General features: G+C 62.9%; 21 protein-coding genes. 8 read left to right on the top strand and 13 right to left on the bottom strand.

The window, feature by feature from the left end; all coding sequences use genetic code 11:
• Window positions 1-64 precede the first annotated feature (64 nt).
• From rpoH to QA649_RS11880, 4 genes are all read right to left on the bottom strand, one after another.
• Entirely contained in the window at window positions 65-949 is an 885-nt protein-coding gene (gene rpoH, locus QA649_RS11895) for an RNA polymerase sigma factor RpoH (protein WP_283024335.1), read from the bottom strand.
• 204 nt (window positions 950-1,153) lie between these two features.
• Window positions 1,154-2,578, bottom strand: coding sequence for an ATP-binding protein (locus QA649_RS11890; protein WP_283024334.1), 1,425 nt, complete (start codon window positions 2,576-2,578; stop codon window positions 1,154-1,156).
• Between the two features lie 16 nt (window positions 2,579-2,594).
• The gene (locus QA649_RS11885; RefSeq protein WP_283024333.1) at window positions 2,595-3,272 is read right to left on the bottom strand and encodes a response regulator transcription factor; all 678 of its coding nucleotides are present in this window, start codon (window positions 3,270-3,272) and stop codon (window positions 2,595-2,597) included.
• A 74-nt stretch (window positions 3,273-3,346) separates the two neighbouring features.
• Window positions 3,347-3,517, bottom strand: coding sequence for a hypothetical protein (locus QA649_RS11880; RefSeq protein WP_283024332.1), 171 nt, complete (start codon window positions 3,515-3,517; stop codon window positions 3,347-3,349).
• A 231-nt stretch (window positions 3,518-3,748) separates the two neighbouring features.
• Between QA649_RS11880 and QA649_RS11875 the strand changes: the two genes are divergently transcribed.
• Window positions 3,749-3,994 (top strand): hypothetical protein, encoded by a 246-nt coding sequence (locus tag QA649_RS11875; protein WP_283024331.1) that lies wholly within the window; start codon window positions 3,749-3,751, stop codon window positions 3,992-3,994.
• Between the two features lie 274 nt (window positions 3,995-4,268).
• Window positions 4,269-4,631, top strand: coding sequence for a hypothetical protein (locus QA649_RS11870; RefSeq protein ID WP_283024330.1), 363 nt, complete (start codon window positions 4,269-4,271; stop codon window positions 4,629-4,631).
• Window positions 4,632-6,252: 1,621 nt separating this feature from the next.
• Here QA649_RS11870 and ble read toward each other — a convergent pair.
• Window positions 6,253-6,639, bottom strand: a complete 387-nt coding sequence (ble, locus tag QA649_RS11865) for a BLMT family bleomycin binding protein (RefSeq protein ID WP_283024329.1) — start codon at window positions 6,637-6,639, stop codon at window positions 6,253-6,255.
• Window positions 6,640-6,870: 231 nt separating this feature from the next.
• On the opposite strand from ble, the gene QA649_RS11860 reads away from it, so the two are divergent.
• The 4 genes from QA649_RS11860 to QA649_RS11845 all read left to right on the top strand — a co-directional run bounded on the left by QA649_RS11860 (window position 6,871) and on the right by QA649_RS11845 (window position 10,438).
• Window positions 6,871-7,266, top strand: coding sequence for an ATP-binding protein (locus QA649_RS11860; protein ID WP_349254063.1), 396 nt, complete (start codon window positions 6,871-6,873; stop codon window positions 7,264-7,266).
• A 467-nt stretch (window positions 7,267-7,733) separates the two neighbouring features.
• Window positions 7,734-8,408: a response regulator transcription factor gene (locus tag QA649_RS11855; protein ID WP_283024327.1), complete on the top strand. Its 675-nt coding sequence runs from the start codon at window positions 7,734-7,736 to the stop codon at window positions 8,406-8,408.
• Window positions 8,405-9,817 carry a HAMP domain-containing sensor histidine kinase gene (locus QA649_RS11850; protein WP_283024326.1) on the top strand — a complete coding sequence of 471 codons (1,413 nt, stop codon included), beginning with the start codon at window positions 8,405-8,407 and terminating at the stop codon, window positions 9,815-9,817. The genes QA649_RS11855 and QA649_RS11850 overlap by 4 nt, the downstream gene beginning before the upstream one ends.
• 300 nt (window positions 9,818-10,117) lie before the next feature.
• Complete coding sequence (locus QA649_RS11845) at window positions 10,118-10,438, top strand: hypothetical protein (RefSeq protein ID WP_283024325.1); 321 nt, start codon at window positions 10,118-10,120, stop codon at window positions 10,436-10,438.
• A gap of 239 nt (window positions 10,439-10,677) precedes the next feature.
• Here the strand turns inward: QA649_RS11845 and QA649_RS11840 are convergent, their stop codons facing one another.
• On the bottom strand, window positions 10,678-13,002 hold the full coding sequence (locus tag QA649_RS11840; protein ID WP_283024324.1) for a TonB-dependent siderophore receptor: 2,325 nt from the start codon (window positions 13,000-13,002) through the stop codon (window positions 10,678-10,680).
• A 381-nt stretch (window positions 13,003-13,383) separates the two neighbouring features.
• A complete protein-coding gene (locus QA649_RS11835) occupies window positions 13,384-13,980 on the bottom strand; it encodes a cytochrome b (protein ID WP_283024323.1) in 597 nt (198 codons plus the stop codon).
• 502 nt (window positions 13,981-14,482) lie between these two features.
• On the opposite strand from QA649_RS11835, the gene QA649_RS11830 reads away from it, so the two are divergent.
• Complete coding sequence (locus tag QA649_RS11830; protein ID WP_283026016.1) at window positions 14,483-14,716, top strand: response regulator; 234 nt, start codon at window positions 14,483-14,485, stop codon at window positions 14,714-14,716.
• A 271-nt stretch (window positions 14,717-14,987) separates the two neighbouring features.
• Here the strand turns inward: QA649_RS11830 and QA649_RS11825 are convergent, their stop codons facing one another.
• The gene (locus QA649_RS11825; RefSeq protein ID WP_283024322.1) at window positions 14,988-16,214 is read right to left on the bottom strand and encodes an aminotransferase class III-fold pyridoxal phosphate-dependent enzyme; all 1,227 of its coding nucleotides are present in this window, start codon (window positions 16,212-16,214) and stop codon (window positions 14,988-14,990) included.
• A gap of 229 nt (window positions 16,215-16,443) precedes the next feature.
• Between QA649_RS11825 and QA649_RS11820 the strand changes: the two genes are divergently transcribed.
• Window positions 16,444-17,166, top strand: coding sequence for a GntR family transcriptional regulator (locus QA649_RS11820; protein WP_018641435.1), 723 nt, complete (start codon window positions 16,444-16,446; stop codon window positions 17,164-17,166).
• Between the two features lie 2 nt (window positions 17,167-17,168).
• Here the strand turns inward: QA649_RS11820 and QA649_RS11815 are convergent, their stop codons facing one another.
• Genes QA649_RS11815 through QA649_RS11795 form a run of 5 tightly spaced genes read right to left on the bottom strand, consistent with a single transcriptional unit; the run spans window position 17,169 to window position 23,354 of the window.
• Window positions 17,169-18,167: a transketolase C-terminal domain-containing protein gene (locus QA649_RS11815; RefSeq protein WP_283024321.1), complete on the bottom strand. Its 999-nt coding sequence runs from the start codon at window positions 18,165-18,167 to the stop codon at window positions 17,169-17,171.
• Window positions 18,164-19,036 carry a transketolase gene (locus tag QA649_RS11810; protein WP_283024320.1) on the bottom strand — a complete coding sequence of 291 codons (873 nt, stop codon included), beginning with the start codon at window positions 19,034-19,036 and terminating at the stop codon, window positions 18,164-18,166. The genes QA649_RS11815 and QA649_RS11810 overlap by 4 nt, the downstream gene beginning before the upstream one ends.
• Window positions 19,033-20,718 carry a N,N-dimethylformamidase beta subunit family domain-containing protein gene (locus QA649_RS11805; protein ID WP_283024319.1) on the bottom strand — a complete coding sequence of 562 codons (1,686 nt, stop codon included), beginning with the start codon at window positions 20,716-20,718 and terminating at the stop codon, window positions 19,033-19,035. The genes QA649_RS11810 and QA649_RS11805 overlap by 4 nt, the downstream gene beginning before the upstream one ends.
• Entirely contained in the window at window positions 20,711-23,014 is a 2,304-nt protein-coding gene (locus QA649_RS11800; RefSeq protein ID WP_283024318.1) for a N,N-dimethylformamidase beta subunit family domain-containing protein, read from the bottom strand. Before QA649_RS11800 ends, QA649_RS11805 begins: the two co-directional genes overlap by 8 nt.
• A complete protein-coding gene (locus tag QA649_RS11795; protein ID WP_283024317.1) occupies window positions 23,004-23,354 on the bottom strand; it encodes a hypothetical protein in 351 nt (116 codons plus the stop codon). Before QA649_RS11795 ends, QA649_RS11800 begins: the two co-directional genes overlap by 11 nt.
• Window positions 23,355-23,372: the final 18 nt, after the last annotated feature.

Genomic DNA, 23,372 nt, shown 5'->3' with positions numbered 1-23,372 from the left:
GATGACGAATGCCTGGAGCGGGTTGCGCGAAATCTCTGTTCAGATGGCGGCGACGCGCGACCGCTCAAATGAAAACGCGTTCAGCATCGCTGGCGGGTGGCACAAGGGACGGTGACTGCGTGGCAAGGATGGCGGCGCGCCGGACCTTGGCAAAGGCGCGAATCTCGATTTGCCGAACGCGTTCGCTGGAGATCGAAAGCTCCCGGGCGAGTTGATCGAGTGTCGGAGGATGCTCCGCGAGCCGCCTTGCCTCCAGCACGCGCCGCTCACGCCCCGTGAGGGCTTTCAGTGCAATGCGCAGGGCGCCTGCCCGGCGCTCCGTCTGATCCTGATCGGCAAGGATGGTCTCGGCGTCGCTCGTCTCATCCACGAGCATGGCCTCCCACTCGGCACCGTGCTCGTCGTCGCCGACCCGCGCATTCAGCGACAGGTCGCCGCGCAGGCGGCCATCCATCTCGATCACATCCCGCGCGGACACTTCGAGCTTCACGGCAATCGCCTCGGCGACTTCGGGCGTGAGCCCCGCCATCGCACCGCCGGCGGTCTTTCTCATCTCGCCGCGGAGCCGAAAAAACAGCTTCTTCTGGGCCGCCGTCGTCCCAATCCGGACCAGCGACCAGGAGCGCAGGATGTAGTCGTGAATGGCGGCCTTGATCCACCATGTCGCATAGGTGGAGAACCGCGAGTTTCGGCCGGGCTCGAACCGCGACGCCGCAATCACGAGCCCGAGATTGGCCTCGGCCATGAGATCGGCGAACGGCAGGCTGTATCCCCTGTAGCTCCGCGCCACCTTGGCGGCGAGGCGGAGATGGCTCGTGACCAGCGTGTTGGCGGCATCAGCGTCCCGCGTCTCCTGCCAGCGGCGCGCAAGCTGCTGCTCCTCTTCGCGCTCGAGCATATCGTAGCGGCCGATGATGGAGGAATACGCATTGACCGCACCGGCCGCCATTCGCCTGTCCGGCACGGCGATATCGATCTTGCTCAAAGACGCGTGGCGCGTTGGCATAACTTGCTCCCACATTCGAACAGGCGAACGGAGCGTAGGGGGGCTCCGACTGCCGGCGCCAGTAAATTGCACTTAACAAGCCTGAATTCGCTTTCAGATATTTCGCCGTGATTTCCGCTTCGCACGCATCGCGCACGACCCTCGCGGTCACATCGGCGCAAGGCTCGCGTGACGCGCGCGAGCCGGATCGGATGCCGCGGCCTCGCGTGAGGTCTCCTCCGCCGGGGCGAAGATCTCCACCCGTCCGCCGGGCGCCGGGTAGATGGTCAGACGGAAGCCGTGCAGCTTGACGATGGCGGCAACGAGGCTCAGCCCCAGCCCCACGCCCGGCGTGTTGCGCATCTTGTCGGAGCGATAGAACCGCCGCAGCACCGCCTCGCGCTCCCCGGCGCCGATGCCGGGCCCGGTATCGCTCACCCGCACGCGCACGCTCTTGTCGTCCGACACCAGCGCGAGCGTCACCCGTCCACCGCGCGGTGTGAACTTGACGGCGTTGTCGACGAGATTGGCGATCGCCTCGAACAGCAGGTCCGGGTCGCCCCGCACCTCCGCCTTGCGGTCGATGGCGACGCGAAGCTCGACGTCCTTGTCTTCGGCGATGGGTTCGTAGACGTCGCATACCTGCCGCAGGATCTCGTCGAGCGCGACGTCGCCGAAGCCGGCGGTGCGGCTGCTGCTCTCGATTTCGGCGAGGCGCAGCAGCGCGGTGATGATCGCGAGTGCCTGGTCGATGCCGGCGATCGCCTTGTCAACGACGTCCTGAAGGTTCTCCAGCGTCGCCGCATGCGTGCGGCCGCGCTCCAGCGCCAGGCGGACCCGCGTGAGCGGCGTTCTGAGATCGTGGGCGATATCGTTGCCGACACCGGCCAGCGCGTTGATCGTGGTCTCCATCTCGTCGAGCATGCCGTTGACGATGCCGGCGAGCCGCGCGAACGGATCGTCCGCGTTGGTCTGCGGCAGCCGCTCGCGCAGATCGCCGGCCACGATACGCTGGACGTGCCGGTTCACCTGCTCGACGCGGCGCTGGGCGCGGATGCTAAGCCAGGCCCCGGCGAGCAGGCAGAGGCAGAACGCCGGCAGCAGCCCGAGCAGCAGCGCCTGCCCGACGACGATGGATATCTCGCGCGTCTCGTCGACGTTCCGCCCCATCACGAGGATATGGCCGTCGCCGAGCCGCCTGCCGGCAGCCTTGACGACGGCATCGTGAACCGCGGGCGGCGCGACCCGGGCGAGCCGCACGCTTTGCACCGGCCCGCCGAGATCGAGATGCGGCGGCAATCGCGCGATGTTGCCGGCAAGCCGGGTGCCTGTTCCATCGAACAGGCCGGCATATTGCACGCCCCTGGAATCCTGCTTGAGATGATCGGAGATCGCGTCATTGAGCCGGCCGGGCGGCAGCTCGGCCAGGAAGTTGAGCTGCGTTGCGATCATGCGGTCGGATCGCATGATCAGGTAGTCGTCGATCTTCCAGTAGATGAAGGCGAACAGGGCGGCGACGAATAGCGCCATCGCCGCCGCCACCGCCGCGGCCCAGAGGAAGGTGTTCGAACGGATGAACTCGATCTGGCGCATCGATCGGCCCGACCTGTCAGCGCACGCGCAGGATGAATCCCGAGCCGCGAACGTTGTGGATGAGCTGGGTTTCGCCGGGGCCATCGACGTTGTGACGGAGGCGGCCCATGTGCACGTCGATCAGATTGGTGGTCGCCGGGACGAACTTGTAGTTCCAGACCTCTTCGAGCAGCATCGCGCGCGTCAGCAGCTGATCGCTTCGGCGCATCATGTATTCGAGCAGGCGGAACTCGCGCGGCAGCAGGTCGATCTCGCGCTCGCCGCGCCGTGCGGTCCGCTCGATCAAATCGAGCTCCAGCGGGCCAGCATGCAGCGTGGTCTCCCGGTCGTCGCTCGGACGGCGCAGCAACGCTTCCACCCGGGCGACGAGCTCGACCAGCGCGAACGGTTTTGTGAGATAGTCGTCGCCGCCGACGCGCAATCCGCGCACCCGGTCGTCGACGGCGCCCAGCGCGCTCAGCACCAGCACCGGCGTCCTGACCTGGTCCTTGCGCAGCGCCTCGATGACGGTGAGCCCGTCCATTCCGGGCAACATGCGATCGACGATCAGGGCATCGGGCGAGGATTCGCGGGCGCGGTCGAGACCGCCGATGCCGTCGGGCGCCCATCGTACCTCGAACCCACGCTCGGTGAGCTCCGACACGATCGCGTCGGCGGTCTCGGTGTCGTCCTCGATCAGGAGAATCCGCGTCATTGTGCCGGTCCGACGTGCTGCGAGACGTTGAGGCCGGCGGCGAGGCATGGGTTCGCTGGTCCGCGACGACATGTTCAATGCCCAACCGGGCCGAACAGGGGCGGCACCGTCATGCGACGCGCCGCCGGCTCGTATTGCAGATAATCCCGTGCGAGACCGCGCACCATTAAATAGCGTGTCAGGGACGGTCGCGCAGCCGCCGCCGGCGATGGCGCGCGCGCGACCGGATGTGCAGCCGTGATCATCTCTCATCTCCAAGTAGCAGGACGCTCCTACAGATATGCCCTTTGGGAGCCCGTTGTTACGCGCCGGCACCGCGATCCTTGCCTGTTTGCACGATCGTGCTTGCCGGCAACGCCGCCATCACGGGCCGTTGAAAGCGGGTGAGCAATTCGTGCGTTTGGTTCAGGCGCGATCGTACGCACCTGCCTCGCAGGCCGGCCTCGACTGCCTGCTGTCACACAAGGAGAATCCCAATGACCACGCTCAAGCTGTTGTCGACCGGACTGATCGCTGTCGCCATGCTCGGGGGACCCGTCATGGCGCGCACCAGCCATGCCGTCACGCATTCATCCGCCATGCAGGCCGATCCGGTCGCATCGGAGGGGTACGCTGATCAAGGCGGCCGCGCCTGCGTTCCGGCACCGCGTGTCGGCGCGTTCGCGACGGCGCCGTGGACCGGCAACAATGTTCCCTGTGAGCCGGGCACCGGCAGCTTCTGATCGCGGCGACCTCGCGGCCGGGCGGGCGCCTCGCCCGGCCGCTTGCCGTTCGACGATGCAGGCGGGCCCGATCTCGGGCCCGCCTTTGCCTTGCGAAGCGCACCGGCGATGCGCCGGATCATCTCGTCGATGCGCAAGCGTTGCTCCTGACATCGAATTCAGTGGGACTGCCACGCGAGCTTCCTATCTTCTTTCACGCAGGGGCTTGCCGACGGCACGAGGCGCACGCGAACGCATCGGCCGCCGCGCATCCGGACACGAAAGGAGTCCCCTCATGAAACGAGCATTGATGATCCTGGCCACAGCGGCGCTTGCCTCCACCCTGGCTGTCGGAACGGCCGAGGCGCATGGCGGCGGTGGCGGCGGCCACGGCGGCGGCTTTGGCGGTGGCGGCCATATGGGCTTTGGCGGCGGCGGGCATTTCGGCGGCATGGGCCATTTCGGCGGCATGGGTCATGCCGGCGGATTCGGCGGCGAGCATCTCGGCTTCGGCGGTCACGTCGGTGGACTTCGCCAGCACGCGTTTCACCACTATGGCGGCTATGGGCACGGATATGGATTCTACGGCGCCTATCCGGATTGCTATGACTGGTACGAATTTCATCCCGGCCAGCCGTTGCCGCTGAGCTGCAGCTAAGCCCGCATGCGATGCCGATCGGTCCGGAGTGCGCAATGTCGCAGTGCCGGCCGATCGCACCGCGCAGTTTGGTCGCGTGGTTGTGGCCCGTGTTGCACGGCTTCGCGTTCTCGCGGCCTGTTTCGCCCGAGCTTTGCGTCATCTCTCCCCTCTCAAAGCCAAGAGGGCGCAGGGAAGACCGGGTGCCGACCTCGCACCCGCGGTCCGCTGCGCGAAAGGTAGCGCAAAAGAACCGCACAGCAGCATACAGGTGGCGCCGATCACTCGGCCTTCCCTGCGCGATGGTTGGACGGCTTATGCCGCGCTCTCCCGGGAGCCGAATTCCTTCTGGCCTCCCTCACGCTCACGGAATTCACCGGCACCGCGCCGGTTGACGCGATCACCGCATCCGCAAGAGCTTGACCGTAGCAACGACGGCCAGGACCACACGGTTTTGCCGTACGCGCGATCCGCCATGTTCGCCGCAGTATTTCCAGCTCCGTCGACAGAGCCGGAAACTTACAGACGAGACGAACCTGTCAGCGCCGTTCGTCCGCGCGCGGCCGCGAGCTCACCGGGGACTACCCTCCCTGCCCGCACCTCTCGCGCCCGACGCTGCCGCGTCCACCGCAAACCCGGCTCACGAAAATGACGACCTCATGATCGCCCCTCAAGGATGAGCCGGGATGGGCGACACATACGACAAATCCGAATTCAGATAAAGCGAAATATTTTTGCGGGCGAGGGTTGACGGAATGGAGGGTGTTTTGCCCGACAGGCAAGGCAACGGCTCGTAGCCCGGGCGGAGCGTAGCGCAATCCGGGATTGTTGCCCAATCAACCCGGAGACCCCGAATTTCGCTGCGCTCAATTTAGGCGCAATCATCGAGACTGGAGCTAGGTCACGGTTACCGAGGCAGCCGTCTCATGCAGGCGTAAGCTGAGCCTGAATTGAAAGGTGTAATGCGGCGGTAATCTCGCCCGCCGACGGTTTGCTTCCTTTCAAGTTGCGGACAGAGTTATGATGACAGGCGCAGATCGATGTGGTGAGGAGAGTTGGGGTACCCCGCTTGGATTTTGGCTGATCGCTTCCATGACCGGGGGCCTGATTGGTGTGGTCGCGGGACATCGCATATCGCCGCTCACCGCCACGATAGCCGGCTGCCTTATCGGATCTTTGCTTGGATGGTGGCTGCGATACGAATGCAGCTTGCTTGAGGATGATGAATGAGGGATCGGTTCGTTGACAGCACCGCTCGGTCCGACAGGCGCGCCTGGGAGAACTGGCGAAGTCGCAGCCATATTGCGGGTGTGATGCTCACCGGCACACCGCTCTTGTTGTCCGGGATGATCGTCGGCCTTTTCCTGACCGGGCAGTTCACGAGTGCAGGTCTGGCCTACGTGAGTCTTATCATGTCCGGTGCTTTCGGATTTTGGTTGTGCGGCCTCTCAACGCCGCTGAGGAGGCACTAGAAGATAGGTCCCTCGGATGCACTCGAGACTCTGACCGTGCAAATCGGAGGCCGATCTGTGCACGACGGCGCCTCACTCGCCGATATCGTCACTCGAGCTGCAGCCAACAGATCGTCAATGGAGGCGCCTGGATCGCAAAGACGTTCCGACAACTGCCCCGGATGCGCTCGTTAATGCGTCGCCGGGGATCGCGCAGCTCGATTCTGTATCAGACGCAGGAGCGTTCCATCCAGATCGATCAAGGCGCCCATTCGTCCACCTCCATCCTGCTCTTCGGGCGGATGAAGGCGGGGATAGCCGCTTCCCTTCTCTTCTACGCCGGCCGACTTGCACAGCTCGTAGAACTCTGAAAGCTCATCGAGCCTCAGACAGCAGCTGAACCAGCTGGCCAGAGGGTCCAGGCCAGGATGGACAAAGAACTCCAGCACCACCCGACCGCGATTCAGAATCATCCACTCATCGTCTCGGTACGCAAGGGTAAAGCCGAGCCGCCGATAGAATTCCTGCGTCCGATCGAAGCTGCGTGAGGGTAGATTGGGAATGGCGAGGTCGTTCATTCAGATCACTCTGGGTTTGACGCGCATATCAATCGCTGCGCGGCGCAGCAGGCGCCTGCTCGCAGATTTTTCGACCCCTTATCGCCTGGATCGGCGGCCAAGAACCAAAATGAGCGCGGCCAACCTGGCGCGATCCGGCCTGGAAACAATGGACGGTACCAATCGAGTCCCACTGCAGGCCGTTCGGAAGTGCGGGGCTGGCGTCACTCGCCGAACGACCTGCATCTGGCGATGCGCGCAGAGCAGACTAACGCGACCGCCGAACCTGCTCGGATCGAATGTCAGTTTCGTAGTCGCACATTACGGATAGATTACGGAGCTCGCGATCGTATGGGAATTCAGGCACCGGACGATGGACGGCCTCATCGTCGCTGTCGAGGATCAAGGACCAGGTCTCAGTCCGGACTTTGGCCCCGCGCCTTCGACGCATTCTCGCGGGCAGAGGTCTCGCGCTCGCGGCAACTCGGTGGGGCGGGTCTGGGTCTATCTGTGGTGCGCGCTATCGCGGAGGCTCATAACGTCCGGGCCACATACAAGGCATCTGCGACCGGAGGCTCAATTTTTGAGATTATTCTGCCTTTCAATGGCGTCAACGATGCCGCGCCATCCCGGTCCATGCAGCCCTGATAGCGGTTAAAGAATAGCGTTCAGCCTTTGACGGGTCTCATTGCGCGAACAACCACACCCTCCCGGAGCGAAGATCGACTGAGATCACGTAATACGTCTGCAATCGACATTCGCCAGTCAAGGGGACGGTCTCGTTTCAACAGGAGCTAGAGGTGTTCTGGCATTCGATGCCGCTCCCCTCCTTGGGCTCCCGGCATCGCAGTAGCGAATAGGGCGCTGGCGCGAGCCGCGTCGGTTCGTTCGCAAACCCGACGATCTGCCCTCAATGTCGGAGGGTTCGCCTTTGGTTCACAAACGGTCGCATTGGGGTTGGATGACGGAGGCAATGAATGATCGATTTTCGAGGCTTGTGGCGCGCAGCTCGGCGACAGGCCGAACGGAAGCCGGCCCAGCCGCCAGATGGCGGTAATCCTATTGTAATGTTACAGTCATCCTTCAGTGCGCCAGGATCGCCGGAGGAGACTATATTGCGACTACTTGTCGTCGAGGACGATGAACAGCTGGGACCTTGGTTGAAATCCGAACTGGCCGGCGCCCTGGGTGGCGCAGATCTCGTCACAACGCTTGACGAGGCCTTGGCGGCAATCTCAGTGCGTCAATTTGACTTGATTGTTGTCGACAGACGTTTACCCGACGGCGATGGTGTCGAGCTACTTGCGCGACTGAAGCAGTTGCAGCCGCGGCCCGGAGTGCTCGTTCTGACGGCGCTTGACGACCCAAACGACATAGCGCGCGCGCTTGACGCCGGAGCTGACGATTATCTGGCCAAGCCTTTCGAGCCGATCGAACTGATTGCGCGCGCCAAGGCGGTCATCCGTCGGCTTCAATTGGATCAAAGAGGCAGGGTAACTGTTGCCAATCTGATGTTCGATTCCACGTCAAGGATGGCTTACATCGACGGCGAGCCCATCGTCATCCCACGGCGCGAGCTTGCCTTGCTGGAAGCGCTCGCGCGAAGATCCGGGCAAGTCGTCTTGCGGGATACGCTGGAAGCGGCCGCCTACGGCTTTGACGACGAAATCCAGTCGAACGCAATCGATGCGCATATCTCCCGATTGCGAAAGCGTTTGCGCGACAATGGTTGTTTAGCGAGCATCAAGCCATTGCGCGGCCTTGGCTACCTCTTGTGCGACACCAGATGAACCGCATCCGCGGCTCGATCACGCTCATCGCCGCAGCGCTATTGAGCGTTGTGATCGCCGTTATCCTGTCATGTGTGTTGGTCCTGCAGTTCAGTCTCCTGGACGACGACGGCACCTTCGCACATTCCGACGCTGCGACGGCAATTAAGGCCGCGCTTGGTCGCGACGAACGCGGAAGGCTGATCATCGACGAGCATGGCACGAAGGCAGCCAAGGTGACGCCAACGCTCCTGGAGTTCAAACGCATGTTTTCGGGCTTTTGGTACGTCATCTCCGATGGCCGGAGCGTGATCGAGTACGGACCAGTGCCTAGACGTGTCTTGGCAGGCTTGGCTAACGAGCAGAAGAAGTCGTCGTTTTCCGAATATGCAGTGAACGATACATCGATGCGGCGCTCTCTTTCGGCGGTGGTTGACCAAACGGATGCCGGCGAGATTCTGATCGAGGTCGGCGGAGCCGCCTATAGTCAGTGGCAGATGTTTATGAGCACAGTCCATGATACTTCATACATAAGGATACCTATCCTCATCGTGCTCGTTGGCACAATTCTAGCTGCAATTGTCATTGTACCAATCCTGATCGCGCGCCCCGTGCGCCGCGTCGCGGTCGCGGCCGAATTGATTGATGGAACGCGCGAGGGTGTCCGCTTGCCCGAGAAGAGCGCACCGTTAGAGCTCGTCCCGATGGTCAGCGCTTTCAACCGGGCGCTCGAGCGCATTGACGCGACGACCTCGGCACAGCGTCGTTTTCTGTCCAACGCAGCGCACGAATTGCGCACGCCGTTGGCACGGGCGCGGACACGGCTGGAGGGGGTCGACGACAAAGCACTGAAAACGGCGCTCGTATCCGACCTGCAATCACTGTCTTCGATCATAGCAATGCTTCTGCAACTGGCGCGCCTATCCTCGGCGCCGGTCCAGGAAACGGAAATCGATCTCGTCGCAACAACGAAGCGGATCGCCGCAGAACATGCACCCGGCGCGTTGGATTCCGGTGTTGAGATCGAATTCTCGGCTCCGGGCGGGTCCGTCAAAACCTACGGATCCGACCAGGCGATCAGGATTGCGCTCGCCAATATCATTCGCAATGCGCTGCGGCATTCCCGAGAAGGTCAGCAGGTTTTGGTGGAAGTGGAGGCTCCCGCGACGGTGCGCGTGATCGACCGTGGTCCGGGAATCGCACCAGGCGACCGATCCGCGGTACTTCAACCTTTCGTACGCGGCCGTCAGGACGGCGATGGCACGGGACTTGGTCTGGCAATTGTCGCGCAAGTGATGGCTTTGCACAAAGGGCTGGTGGAGATTGGCGATACGCCTGGCGGCGGCGCCACGATCGTCCTGAGATTTCCACCGGTTGAAGTGTCGTCAAATCCGGCTCGCGACCGCGAGCACGAAAAAGCACCCACCTAATTTGGTCGCACCGACATAGCCGGCGATTGCACTTGAGGGTGCAGCGCACCCCCGGCACGCTGTCAGGTCTGGAATTTCGGTCGCACTGTCTCGATGGCGTCCCACTCATCGTCGACGAACCTGTAGCGCGTTAGCGACTTTGAGTTTCGTCGTTTTCATGCGCCAAAATCGTCATTCGCGAGCATGCCCCGGATGACCGTTGCGGCGAACGTCCGCAGCAGGGACTGCGTAATGTTATGGCAATGCTCCAGCCCCAGCGTCCCAGCGTGACTAACGTCGTCGTCCGACAAAGGAACTGATATGAAGAACCCAGCATTGATCGGAGCCGCGGCCCTGATCGCTATGATCTCGTTGTCGCCAACACGCGCACACGCAGGCGATGGCGCAATCGCGGCGGGCATCATTGGCGGCCTCGCAGTCGGCGCACTCGCGGGGAGCGCCATCGCGAATCCGCACCGGGCCCCTGTCTATGTCTATGATGACGCCCCGGTCTATCGGCCGAGGGTTCGCGTCTACAGATATTACGAAGCGCCCTATTACTCCGGGTACGATCATGATTCGGGCTATGGCTACTCGTCGGGATATCGTGACGGCTACAATGACGCAGCGTCGGACTGGTGAGGCTGAGGGCGGCGTCGCAAAAGGCGCGCCCCTGCGGCCGACCATCGCCATCGGATCTGACGATCTCTGGGTCGTCAGCGCCTCCGCCGTGTAGCCCCGCCCCCCTGAGGATCTACCTCCTCGGTCAGGATCAGGCATGTTAGCGAAAGGAGGCAAACCTGCATATCCACCAGGAACTGTTCATGCCGCGCCCCCGGAGGGGCCCACCCATGAGCATCGCCGGACGGGAGGAGCAGCGATTACATGTCCACGGTCATCGACAGGAGATAGGTGCGCGGCGCTCCCAGGTAGAACGTTCCGAATGAAGCCACGCTGGACCAGTAACTCTCACCGGTCACATTCTGGATGTTGGCGCGGAAAATCGTGTTCCTGCCGTTGATGGTCGTCGTGTAACGAGCACCGAGATCGAGCCGCGTCCAATCCGGGATCGGCTGCTTGTTCGCGGAATCGACGAACTGCCTGCCCGTGTAGATGATTGCCCCATTCAAGGTGAGCCCCCTCATCCACGGGAGATCCCACTCGGCTCCAATATTGGCCTGAACGTTCGGAACGCCGATTGGCGTGTTGCCCACGTTCGCCGCGACGGCGGTCTTCGTCAGGGTGCCATCCAGCAGCGAAACGCCTCCGAGGACACGAACATCGGGCATGAGTTCGCCGAGGACGTTGAACTCGAGCCCACGCACCTGCGTTTCGGCGGTCGCCGCGAACCGCCCGGCCGACAGTTCGCCGCTCGCCTTCGATATTTCGAACGCGCTGAAGGTGGTTGCGACCCGCCCGAAGTCCACCTTGATGCCGGCCTCGTACTGCTTGGCGATGTAGGGCGAAAGCACTTCGCCGGAATTGGAAACACCCGACTGCGTCGGCGCAATATCGCCCCGGCTTAGGCCTTCGATGTAGTTCGCATACAGGGAGACATTTTCCAGGGGCCGGACAACGAGGCCGACGACGGGAGTGGTCGCGCTCTTGTCGTAGGAGTTCAACGGCGTCCCGACATTGGAGACATAGTTGTTCACCTCGATACCCTGGCGACGGACACCCAAAGTCAGCAACACGCGCTCGTCGAGCACGGACAAGGTGTCGGCAATCGAGAGCCCCGTGAGCTGACTGTCCGAGAGCCGAGGGCGCCCGGGGATCTCATTTGCGAACTGGGTTGGCGATACCGTCGGACTATAGATGTTCGACGCGACCGGGCTGCCATTGGTGAGCCGCCGGTACAGCTCGTCGTGATAGACCGAGGCCTGGACGGCGACGGCATGATGGACGAATCCGGTATCGAAGCGGGCCCGGACGCCGCCATCATACGTGTGTCGATCGATGCTGAGACCAAAGAATTGCGGCGTCGAGGTGGTGTTGCCGCTGGCGCTGATGATCGTCGGAAGACCGAAGAACCGCTCGACGTTGGTCCGCGATCCGCCGACATCGGCGAACAGTGTAACCTGATCGCTTACATCATATTCGTTGCGCCACAGGACAGACTGATCGTTGATGCGCGACCATTCCCAGGGTTGCGTCACGTTCAGCCGGGCGTCCGGCGCCTTTGGTACTTGCAGGCCGGGGGCCATGAGGAATGGACGCGACGGAGCGTCGAAGCGATCGGTTTGGGCGATGAGGTAGAGCCAGGACCTGTACCGTTCGCCCTGATAGTCGAGGGCCAGCGATCCGACGCCCGTCGTCTCGGACTGGCGGTCAATCGGCGTGTCGCCGTCGCGGAGACTACCACTGGCTCGCACGCCCCATTCTCTGCCGTCGCCGTAACGCCGCGCAACGTCCCAATGGCCGCCAAATCGTGCGGTCGAACCGTAGCTCGCAGTTAGGCGGGTTAAGTCCTCTTCCGCGCGCTTAGGCACGACATTAATGACGCCGCCAACGCCACCGTTTGGCGCAATTCCTGAGAGCGCGGCTGAGGGACCCTTCAGCACCTCGATGCGTTCGACGTAGTCTGTGAAGATGCGGTATGTCGGCGCAATTCCGTAAAGGCCCTCGAAGGCGAACTCACCGTTGTTGCCTTCATTGATCGGGAAACCACGAATGTTGAATGAATCCACCACACCGCCCGTTGGGTGGGAACTTCGCACCGAAGGATCGAGGATCAAGGCATCCGCGCCCGTCGCCGCCTGCTGATCCCGGATGAATTTGTCCGTGTAACTCGTCACGTTGAACGGTGACTTCATTGTGTCGGAGTTTCCGAGCAGTCCCAGCCGCGCGCCTCGCGCAACCTGGCCGCCTGCAAAGGCAGGCGCAACACCCGACCGCGACGGCTGCGATTGCACCGTGACGGTTTCCGGTTGCGGAGCGCGGGGCGCCGCGATGCGGCGTGGAGCTGATCGGACCCGGGCCGCATTTCGGTTGATCGGTGCGCGGCGGAGCGACTGCTGCGTCGGAGCATCGACGGTGACGGGCGGAATGGAGGTGGCATCTTGCGGCGTTTGGGATTGAGCAGGCGATTCGAACCACGCCAGCAACGCCACTCCACCCAGCAGTTTCGCACCCAAGCGAACCACCGTCCCAACCTCACCCGCACGTCGCATTTCCAGAAAGTCCCTCAACGGCAGCACATCACCCAACGTGAAATAGCTCCACGCTCGGCCTGCAATGACCTATGGATCGAAGATCGAATCTCCGCGGCCGCGCTCGGCCGACACTCATCGCCCGCGCTTCAGCTCCTCTGCAGACTCACATTCGGATCAGTTGCCTACGTTATTATCGGCAACGTCCGATCGCTCTCCATCTGCATCGCTTCCTTAAAAAGACGCCATCGCGGCCGCAACTCAAATGCGTGCGCCACGACTTAGAATCTCTCGATCTACGACTCGAGTCAGCGGGCTCGCCACGAGCGCAGTCAAACTGGATGCGACAAAATGCGCCAGATGCTCGGCATCAAATTGAAGAATCGGTCTCTCGACTTATGAAGCGCGCTGCGTCGGACGAGCGACGGCGCTCTCTGGCTAGCTGTGCCCTGCCGTTGACGAGTACGGCAGCATGCGGGCGAGAATCTTGTCACGGCGAACCAGGTGATGAAACAGGGCCGCAGCTATGTGCAGGCCAACAACAGGCCAGGCGATCCATTTTCCGACGAGATGATGAATGGCGTCGACAGGCGGCTCGAACGCTTCCCAGCCGATCCCGCAGGTGACCTCGATCCAGGCGAACAGCGCCGTTTCACGAAAATTCGGCACCTTGAACAGCCCAAAATCCGTATCGGCATCCGTGCCGATATAGCCGGTGAGTGGCATCAGGATCATCAGTCCGTAAAGCCCCCAATGCGCCGCCTGTGCAATTCGCCTCTCGAGCTCCGAAGTCTGCGCCTCCTCCGGCTGCATGTTCAGCAGCCGCCAGTACAGACGAGGGACAACCAAGACACCGGCGAATATCCCGAGCACCCAATGGATGTTGAGCACCGGCAATGAGTCCGGCGAGCTGTCGTCCATAAACCAGATGACGTAGTAGACGACGACATAAGCACCGATGAAGGCGGCGGCGACGGTCCAATGCAGGAACTTGGCCAAAGCGCCGAATTCCTGCTTCGTGTTCTTCCATTGCATTGCGCGATCTCCTTGCGGTCCGCCGTTTTCTTACGCGATCGCGTCGATCGCTCGAACCGACCCGCCGACGTGCGCTCTTCTACGCGGTCAGGGTCGCGAATGGCAAACCTGCGTCGAAGCAGCAGATGTGGCGTCCCATTTCGCCATGCCGTCGGCAGTTTGGGCGTTGGCCTGATGGGGCGCGGCATCGCTCAGGTGACTGCCCTGCACCCAGATACACAATGGCTCGCACAGACTGCTGGTTTACGTCCGCGGCGTTCGCCTTGATTGTGAATGAACCTGCACCTTTTGCTGGAGAGTACGCTGGACTGCCATGTCTGACGAGCAGGTAGAGGCGAATTAGATTGCAGCACGATTACATTCGCCTCCGACGCACTTGCGATACCGAGGCGCCGTCCAAGCAGTCCAGGATTCGTCGTTCAACAACGATCGCGCGCCTTGGCGGAGGCCGCGTAATGTTACGATAATGTATCGGTAATGGTTGGACCGCGCCGTTGGGCTAATGCGGGTTTTGGTAGTTGAGGACGACCCAAAGCTGGGACCCTGGCTATGCGATGTCCTTGCCGATGTGTTCGGTTCATCCGACATCGTGAGAACGCTGGATGAGGCGCGAACAGCGGTGGCTGTTCGGCCCTTTGACCTCGTCGTGATCGACCGTGGCCTTCCCGATGGCGACGGACTCGGTCTTCTGACGGACTTGAGGCGTCAGCAGCCAAGCCTCGCGACGTTGGTCTAGGGCGGAACAGTCCAAAGAAATCCAAGCGCGATCTGCCGTCTATGGGTAGGGCCTGCCTAGACGAGCGGCCCATTGATGTCAGCGCAGGGGTTTGGCGTAACCGTCATCAGTATTCATTTGCAGATTTTGCCTGGCGATACGGAGAGGAGCCTGGCTTGGGCACTTCGCGCGGCTCGATGGTGCGCCAGAACCGCCGTTCGTGCACAACACACAGAAAGCTGTTGCCCCTGCATCGACTGACGGCTCAACCTGGAGCGGGGCGCGCCGCGCGTCAAAGTGCTGCAACGACGGAAAAGCCGTGTTCTGCCGCGTCGAGTGCCGCGGCGATGTCTGCTTCGCTATGGGCGGCGCAGAGAAACATGTTGTGCTTGGGATGGAAGTAGACGCCCCGCGCAAGCATCGCGTTACAAAAGGCAAAGCCCTTCCGGCAATCCGGATCGTCGTCGAACAGAAGAGTGGGCATTTGAACAGGGCCTGATTGACGAATTGACAGGCCGAACTGACGCGAACGCGTTTCGAGGCCCTCACGGAGTAATTGTCCGAGGCCCGCCAACCGCGCTGGCACATCGTCCCTGCGCACGACCTTCAATGTCGCCACGGCGGCTGCCATCGCGACGGCGCCGGCCCAGAATGATCCGGTGACAAAGACCTGTGACGCGGCATTGCGGAGCCGATTGGCTCCGGTGACAGCCGCCAGGGCGTAGCCATTCGCGATTGCCTTGCTCCAGGCGGACAGGTCGGGGCGGACACCCAGCCCTTCCCAGCTGCCCGCGGCATTCAGGCGGAAGCCTGCGCGGACCTCATCGATGATCAGCGCCGCGCCTCTGCCGTCACAGATGCGGCGCGCCGCGCGCGCGAACTCTGCGGTCGGAAGCTCCTGGTCGAACCCGAAGTCGTGCCGGAACGCCGAGACCAGGATGCCGGCGAGATCATCATCAGCGGTCTTTGCCGCAGCCTCGAGACTCTCGACGTCATTGAAGGTGAAATAGACGAGATGCGCGCGATCCTCCGCGGACACACCGAGCAGCGACGGTGAGCACCACGGCACAGCCCCATGATAAGCCCCCTTGGCGACGAGGATCTTTCGTCGGCCCGTTGCGGCCCTCGCGATGGTGACGCACGTGGTCGTCGCATCGGTGCCGTTCTTCTGGAACTGGGTCCAATCGGCATGGCCGACCATATCCACCACGAGCTCGGCCAATTCGACCATGACTTCAGCCGGGCCGTTCAGGCAGTCGCCGTCACGTCGCTGGCGCTCGGCAGCTTCCTCCACTTCGGGATGGTGATGGCCGAGCAGATTGGGGCCCCAGCTACACATGAAGTCGACGTAGCGATTGCCGTCGACATCCCAGAGCACCCCGCCCTCGCCCCGGCGGAAGAATTGCGGATAGGCGTCCGGCAGCTTGGCCGCATGGAGATGGCCCCACATCCCGCTTGGCACGACCTTGTTCGCGCGTTCGCGCAGCGCGGCGTCCCGTGTTCGGCTCAGTTCCGGCATGACGGCCTCTCCTCGGTTTCTATGATATATCATATATTACGAGGCGAATTGCAAGCGGCGCTCATCTCGGTGTGTAAAAGGCGTCTTAAGGACGGAGGACGGCGCGCTTTCGCCTCGATGAGCACATCAGGCGGATAGTTTGGGGAAGCCCAGCGGCCTATATTATATATAAAGTGGATTCGAGTGGTTGGCGGCTCGGCCTGCGCGGGCCGCCCCTTGAGGGACCGAAATGAGTGACGTCGAACAGAAGCCCGGCGAGAGCGGCGTTGGACCCGTCGCGCGCGATAGCCTGACGAGCCTCGTCTACAACAATCTGCGCCAAGCGCTGATGGAGGGCCGGTTCTGGCCAGGCCACCGCTTCAAGATCCGCGACCTCGCGGCGACCATGAACGTGTCGGAGACGCCAATTCGCGAGGCCCTGATGCAACTCGTGCGCGGGCGCGCGCTCGAAATGCAGGCGGGGCGCTCGATCATGGTCGCCCACATGACGGCCAAGCAGTATATCGAGCTCAGGACCGTCCGGCTGTTTCTCGAAGGCCTCGCCGCGGAACACGCCACGACGCGCATTTCCGAAGCCGGCATCGACAAGATGGAGGCGATCCATCACGAGCTGATCAGCGCTGAAAAAGAGCACCGGTGGTCCGACGCGGTTCGTGCCAACTGGCAATTCCACCGCGGCCTGTACGACGGATCGGGCCTTCCGGAAGTGCTCGCCATTCTCGACGACATCTGGATGCGCAACGGTCCGTTGTTGAACTTCCACTATCCCCATGCGCCGCCGATCTATCCGAACGAGCATCAGCACTTGTCCGTGCTCAACTATTTGCGACAACGCCGCCCCGACAAGGTGCGGGAAGCGATTCAGGCCGACATGATGGAGGGCGGCCAGAATCTCGTGCGCCTCCTGGAAAAACATGGCGGCACGCGCAACATGACGCCGGGAGAGGATTGATCTCAGCTGCGCTTCCTTTCGCGCGCCGCCTTCACGGCGTCGATGATCGCGCGTTCCGACAAGCCGTACTTCTCGAAAAGATAGGCGGTCGAGCCGCCCTCGGCGAAGACGTCGCGGATGCCGACGCGGCGGAATCCGACATCGACGTCGGCTTCCAGCAGCAGTTCGGCGACAGCGCTTCCCAGCCCGCCGATGATGGAGTGGTTCTCGGCCGTCACGACCAGCGGCATGCCGCGCGCCAGTTCCGCAAGGTCCGGATCGAGCGGCTTCACGGTCGGCATGTCGACCACGGTCACCCATAGCCCCTCGCGAGCAAGCGTCTCCGCCGCACATAGCGCGATTTCAACCATCATTCCGCAGGCGACCAGCAAGCCATCCACGCCTTGGCGCAGCACCCGCATCCTGCCGATCTGGAAGTCGGGCGTCGCCTTGACCCGCTGTCCCATGCCGTCCGCGCGCTTCAGCCGCAGATAAACCGGTCCCTCATGGGCGGCAACGGCTGCAACGGCCGCGCGCACATCGGCAGGACCTGCTGGCTCGATCACCGTCATGTTGGGCAGGGCGCGCATCAATGCGAGATCGTCGATCGCCTGGTGCGAAACGCCGAGCAAGGTCGTCAGCCCCGGAATGACCCCGACGATCTTCACGTTCGCCCGCGGATAGGCAACCTGCATGGCAATCTGATCGTAGCAACGTCGGGTCGCGAACACGCAGAAGCTATGGACGAAGGGGATCTCGCCAGACCGGGCAAGTCCGCCGGCGATGCCTATCATGTTGGCTTCGGCGATACCGACCTGGTGAAACCGGTCCGGCAGCGTATCCCTGAATACGTCGGTCTCGGTCGGCAGCGTCAGATCGGCCGTCAGGCAGACGATGCGCGGATCACGCCGCGCGGCCTCGACCAGGGCTTCCCCATAGTGCTTGACCGCAGGTGCGACGCTCGTGTTGCGCTCGGTGAAGTCGAGCACCTCCAGGGACTCGCGATCGGATGCAGCCGTCATGTCACGTTCTCCGCTCGCAAGTCCGACAGCTCGGCCAGCGCCTCCGCGGCCACCGACGGCGGTAATTTCAGATTGTGCGCCAGCACCCCTTCGAGCGACCGCACGCCTTTGCCGGCAAGTGTGCGCGCTACCAGACAGGTCGGCAGATCTCGTCCCCGCGCGCGCTCGAGACTGCCAAGCAGCGCAGGGATGTCGTGCCCATCGACCGTCTCGACCGCCCAGCCGAAGGCGGCAAATTTCTGGTCGATCGGGGCAACCGTCACGACCTTCTCGATATGCCCTTCGACCTGCATCTGGTTGTCGTCGACGATCAGGCAAAGATTGGAGAGACGAGCACTTCCTGCGAAGAGAGCCGCTTCCCAGAGCTGCCCCTCCTGCAGCTCGCCGTCTCCCAACAGCACATAGGTGCGTGCCGGAGATTGCCGGCGACGCGCGGCCAGCGCCATGCCGATCCCGACGGACAGGCCCTGCCCCAGCGACCCGAGCGTGGCCTCGATAACCGTTCCCACCCGCTCTGACGCGTTGATTTCGAACGGTGATCCGTCGCCGCAATAGGACCCGACGTCGTCGCGGTCGACGAGGCCGCGCGCTGCCAGCGTCGCATAGAAGACGGCCGTGTTGTGCGCGGTCGACAACAGGAAGCGGTCGCGATCGACCCAGTCCGGATCCGACGGATCGAGGCGCAGCTCCGCGAAATACAGGACCGCGAACAGGTCGGCCGCTCCCAACCCCTGCTGCACGTAGCCCTGACCTGTCGGCACGACCAGCTCGATGACATCGCGCCTCAGACGCCTTGCGATGCGTTCAAGCTCGTTGATGTCGGTCGTGCGTGGGGCGGGCTGTCGTTCGCGCCTGGCCTGCCCGATCATGCCTTCTCCTCGTGCGTCGACGACGTGAACCGGTCGAGAATGTTGCGGGTGATCTTCTGCGTGAACGGGTCGCCGCGCTTCAGCCCCATCACCCATTCACAGGTCGCTGCGGTCAGAACCTCGCCCTTGCCGCGGGTCATGTGCACCATCATGCCCGAGCCGTATTTGTAGCTGGCCAATCCCTCCGGCGTGACCTCACCTGTGATGCATTCCACCAGGCCTTCGTGATCGCTGCTGCGCACATAGTAGCGAAAGCCTTCGCCTTCCGGCTCGTCCTCGGCGAGGACGGCAGGCGCCATGGCCAGGATCTGGATGGTCTCGGGTTGCCCGGCGGCGGGAACAGGAAACGGAAGCCCGTTGCGGAAGGTGTAGTCCAGCCCGTCGACCTCATAGGCAAAAATGTGCTGCTTGTCGCCGAAGATGTCCGCATAATGCAGCCCGGTGCCGGCGAAGGCCCAATGCTCGGGGCGGTAGACCGTAAAACCCTTCTGGCCGTTCGGCGCAAAGCCTCCCCAGGACGCATAGAGGCCGTGGGCTCCGTTCACGCCCACCGTCGAGGCGCCGGGCCAACGCACGTGGCGGTCTTCCCAGGCCGACGTCATGAGATGCGCCTGGCCGGTACCGACGATCGGGTCCTTGTGGATCGCCTTGAACTTGTGACAGATCTGCCGCTTGCCGTTTTCTTCGAGCCGGATTTGCCACAGGAAGTTGGCACCGAAACGCGCGAGCCGCCCGCCGCCCTCGACATAGCGCTCGATCGCCTCGCGCATCTCCCATGTCCAGTACTCGTCATGACCGATGATGGTCACGCAAGGGTAGGCATCGAGCAGTTCGGGCCGGTAGTGGAGATCGGTTTGGGTGATCACATCGAGGGCATAGCCTTCCTTCTCCGCCCACCGCACAAAATGGCGGTCGTACTGGGCCCAGCCCGAGGCCGCGTAGTACTGGCCAAACCCGTTGGCGAAAGCCCACTCCTTCATCGGATAGCGCGGCGCATCTCCCATCTCGGGCGCAGGATCGGCGCAGATACGCGGCGCGCCGGCAGGCAGCCAGACCATGCCACGGGTCCACGGCCGCTCGAGTGACAATACCGGCGACGGCTCGTCGCGGTTCGGACCTTCGACACCGAAATAGTGATTGGCGCCGCCGAAATCGTTGTAGGCGGTCCAGGTGCCCGTCGGCAGGATCATCAGGATCTTCGCACGCCTCGTTGCTTCCGTCGGGCGCACGACGAAGAAGTGATGCTGGACGAAGCGGCCGCCATTCGCCCGCTCGCAGGACGAGATCACGCGATAAAATCCGGAGCGCAGGTCGGGCGGCAGCTTCCACCAGTGCGAGACCGGCCAGTTGCAGCCATTGCGGTAGGCGTCCGGTGGCGTGGGCGCGAACGCACCGTCCAATGCTTCGACCTCGTGCACCATCTCGGGGGCGAGGCCATCGCGATAGATCTGCAGTCGCCAGGTCTTCGCCGTCGCACTGGAATGGAATGCAACCTCCTCTCCCGGATCGTACGACATCGCATCGGTATAGGTGTAGACCTCCGGCACGTCAGGGTCTTCGCGCGGCGCTTCGTACCAGGGCTGGCTGGCCCAATGCTCGTCCGCATGCATCGGGCGCACCTTTCGAGGCGCGACGTTGACGGCTCCCAGTTCCGGAGCCTGGAAATGGCGTTTGTCAGTCATGGGATTCCCCTCTGATCGAGGCCGTTTCCGCGCGTTGGTCATGGGCGGGGATGACGAACGGCGCCGGGTCAAGGAACCGGTTCACGACGTTCAGGGCGATTGCGCTGATGTTGTTGTCGTAGTTGTTGTGACCCAGCGACATGCCGAAGGTAATCGAACCGGTCGCGAATACCGCCCCGCCATTGGCGGTCTCGAAGAATACCATGTCGGCACGGACCAGGGCGTTCTGGGTACCGTCCAGTCCGTCGACCACGGTGCGAAACTCTTCCGGCGTCGGCAACGCGCCTGCGCCGAGGCCCTCGGAGGTCGCGATCCGCAACGCGTGCGGCGGCGTTCCCAGTTCGAGATCGTAGCGGTCGATCTCGCTGCCGACCGCACCATTGTAGCGAAAGCCGAAGTCGCCGAGCTTCTCGTCGCGGCCGACGCCCTCGAATATGAAGGCGGCGCGCGCGTCCTGGCTGTCGACCGTGCGCAGATAGTAGCCGCATGTGTCGTTGATCATCGCCGAGAAGCCGACGCCGACGAGCTTCTGCGGCGCAAAGCCCGAGTGCCGCCACAGCGAGCCCGGCTCGCCGGTGCCCGCGAGATGCACCTCTCCCGGCTCCGATTCCCAGGTCCGCGTCCCGGCCATGCCGCGTCGAACCTCCAGCGCCGCAGGCGCGGCCGGATGAAAGCCGCAGCGCCAATAGAACGCGTTACCGCCCATCGAGATATGCCGGCCGCCAGCGTTCTGATACGCCATGACCGCGTTCATCATGTTGAAGCTGAAATATTCCGGATGGGTCGGCGTCATCATGACCCGATAGGGTGCAAGGGCCCGCGCGCCTTCGCGGTCGAGTTCGACATCGGTGATCAGATCGTAGTCGATCCCCTTCTCCTCGAGCCAGTCGAGGATGTGGGTGTCGTTGATCAGATTGAACCAGTAGCCGCGCGGCCGCATGTTGAGGATAGGCCGCAGCCAGGAGCTATAGGCGCGCCCCGAGCCGTCGACATGACAGTCGTAGGTCGACTGACCGATCTCCGGGTTCTCCTGCATGAAGACGTCGTCCTGCGGCAACCACAGAACATGCTCCATCAGGGTTTCGAAATGGACCTGATAGAGACGTAGCGCGCTATTGGCGTACGCCAGATAGGTCGCGACCGACGCGACGATCACGAGATCGGCACGTCTGGACGTCCTGCTGGGCGTCACGAAGAAGGTTACGTAGCTTTCGCAGTCCGACTCAGGAGCGTCGCCAGCCGGCGTCAGGCGAAGTGCGTAGACGCCGGAGCGCCACCCGACCGGCACATCGAGGGTGCATGTCGTCTGCCACCCGCAATCGTAGATGTCGTCGCTGTGGAAGTGGATCGCGGCATATTCGTGCGGCGAAAGTCGCCAGTCATGGACGCTGCCCGACCAGTGAAAGCCGGTGACGCCCCTGCGAGGTAACTGGCGGAGGCTGCCATGCAGGCAGTTCGGCGAGAGGTCCTTGACGGACAAGCTCGAGATTCCATCCGAGAAGTCCCAGAAGGCGACGAGACCAGCATGCGTCGCGCCGGTCCGCGGCTGGCAGTCAAGTGTGCGCAGCGCCTCCGCGTCCAGCGGACGGGCGAAAATCCGCGGCGCCTCGATCTTGCCGTCGAAATGAGACGTGTATTTCCGCTCGTCGTTCCGATGATGGGCTGCGATCAGGAACGGCAGTCCGGAGTCGAGCGCAAGCGCTTGCGGTAGAACGAACGATTTCGAACGCGCGACGACCGGCCGAACGCCGTCCGCAGGAACGACGACCGACAATGTCGCCGATCGCTGCGCCAGGTCGAGCGTGCACGATACGAACGCCCAGACGCGCTGACGCAGCTTCACGTCGAGAGTGAAGCGGGCCGGCGCACCGGTCGACTGACCAAGCACCAGAACCGGACATCCCTGCTCGTCGAGCTCGAGCGCATAACCGCGCGCTGAGGCCTCGCACCAATTGCCCATGACGGCCTTGGCGTTGTCGGCGATGCGGGTCGGATGGACGTAGGCGCCGAAACACCAGTGATCGCCGGAAGGAACCAGCACCCCGTCATGCTCGATGATCCCGTTGGACCCCGGGCGGATTGGCTGATCGCGACAGGCATGTTCGCCGTCGATATTGCTCGCCATCACCTCGTATTTGAAGCCCGGACCATTGGCATCGACATCGCCGCAGCGCAGCCTGAGCACCTCGATCTTCACCTTTGGCCGCTTGCTGCTCAGCTGAAAGGAGACGCTCTCGCCGGCCGGAACGCTGATGCGGTCCGGATAGCCGAGATATTCGTTGGTCCTATAGATCACCCGAAACCTCCGCAGGCAGCGTCGCGCCGGTCATTTCCTGCCAGCGGAGCTTGAAGACATGCCACTCGGCTTCGGCGAGCGACGTAAAGATCCGATCGTTGACAAAGGGCATCGGGTCGCCCCGCCGCGCGGGAATACGCGACAACCGCCACGCCTTACCGGCCTCGAGCACGATGAGGACGAGCCGCCCCTCCGGCCTGCCCCACCGCATCCGTGCCAGCAGCTTGCGCAGCTCCGGACTGTGCACACCGAGCGGGCTCGCGCGGAACTCCTCCACGAGATCGAGCCTGCCCGGATCGATGACGTAGCGCAGTGCATTGGGGTCACTGGTGTGATCCATGGTGATCCTCGTCGTGCT

It is taken from the genome of Bradyrhizobium sp. CB1717 (assembly GCF_029714325.1).
Lineage (GTDB): Bacteria > Pseudomonadota > Alphaproteobacteria > Rhizobiales > Xanthobacteraceae > Bradyrhizobium.
The sequence above is the reverse complement of the archived record's forward strand: the minus strand, read 5'-3'. Positions and strand labels throughout refer to the sequence as shown.

Excerpts from the sequence above, each read along its gene's own strand:
- QA649_RS11820 (WP_018641435.1), top strand. The coding sequence starts at position 16,444 with ATGAGTGACGTCGAACAGAAGCCCGGCGAGAGCGGCGTTGGACCCGTC.
- QA649_RS11885 (WP_283024333.1), bottom strand. The coding sequence starts at position 3,272 with ATGACGCGGATTCTCCTGATCGAGGACGACACCGAGACCGCCGACGCG.
- ble (WP_283024329.1), bottom strand. The coding sequence starts at position 6,639 with ATGAACGACCTCGCCATTCCCAATCTACCCTCACGCAGCTTCGATCGG.
- QA649_RS11870 (WP_283024330.1), top strand. The coding sequence starts at position 4,269 with ATGAAACGAGCATTGATGATCCTGGCCACAGCGGCGCTTGCCTCCACC.
- QA649_RS11830 (WP_283026016.1), top strand. The coding sequence starts at position 14,483 with ATGCGGGTTTTGGTAGTTGAGGACGACCCAAAGCTGGGACCCTGGCTA.
- QA649_RS11815 (WP_283024321.1), bottom strand. The coding sequence starts at position 18,167 with ATGACGGCTGCATCCGATCGCGAGTCCCTGGAGGTGCTCGACTTCACC.
- QA649_RS11810 (WP_283024320.1), bottom strand. The coding sequence starts at position 19,036 with ATGATCGGGCAGGCCAGGCGCGAACGACAGCCCGCCCCACGCACGACC.
- QA649_RS11845 (WP_283024325.1), top strand. The coding sequence starts at position 10,118 with ATGAAGAACCCAGCATTGATCGGAGCCGCGGCCCTGATCGCTATGATC.
- QA649_RS11880 (WP_283024332.1), bottom strand. The coding sequence starts at position 3,517 with ATGATCACGGCTGCACATCCGGTCGCGCGCGCGCCATCGCCGGCGGCG.
- QA649_RS11805 (WP_283024319.1), bottom strand. The coding sequence starts at position 20,718 with ATGACTGACAAACGCCATTTCCAGGCTCCGGAACTGGGAGCCGTCAAC.
- QA649_RS11875 (WP_283024331.1), top strand. The coding sequence starts at position 3,749 with ATGACCACGCTCAAGCTGTTGTCGACCGGACTGATCGCTGTCGCCATG.
- QA649_RS11825 (WP_283024322.1), bottom strand. The coding sequence starts at position 16,214 with ATGCCGGAACTGAGCCGAACACGGGACGCCGCGCTGCGCGAACGCGCG.
- QA649_RS11890 (WP_283024334.1), bottom strand. The coding sequence starts at position 2,578 with ATGCGCCAGATCGAGTTCATCCGTTCGAACACCTTCCTCTGGGCCGCG.
- QA649_RS11850 (WP_283024326.1), top strand. The coding sequence starts at position 8,405 with ATGAACCGCATCCGCGGCTCGATCACGCTCATCGCCGCAGCGCTATTG.
- QA649_RS11835 (WP_283024323.1), bottom strand. The coding sequence starts at position 13,980 with ATGCAATGGAAGAACACGAAGCAGGAATTCGGCGCTTTGGCCAAGTTC.
- QA649_RS11795 (WP_283024317.1), bottom strand. The coding sequence starts at position 23,354 with ATGGATCACACCAGTGACCCCAATGCACTGCGCTACGTCATCGATCCG.
- rpoH (WP_283024335.1), bottom strand. The coding sequence starts at position 949 with ATGGCGGCCGGTGCGGTCAATGCGTATTCCTCCATCATCGGCCGCTAC.
- QA649_RS11860 (WP_349254063.1), top strand. The coding sequence starts at position 6,871 with ATGCGCGCAGAGCAGACTAACGCGACCGCCGAACCTGCTCGGATCGAA.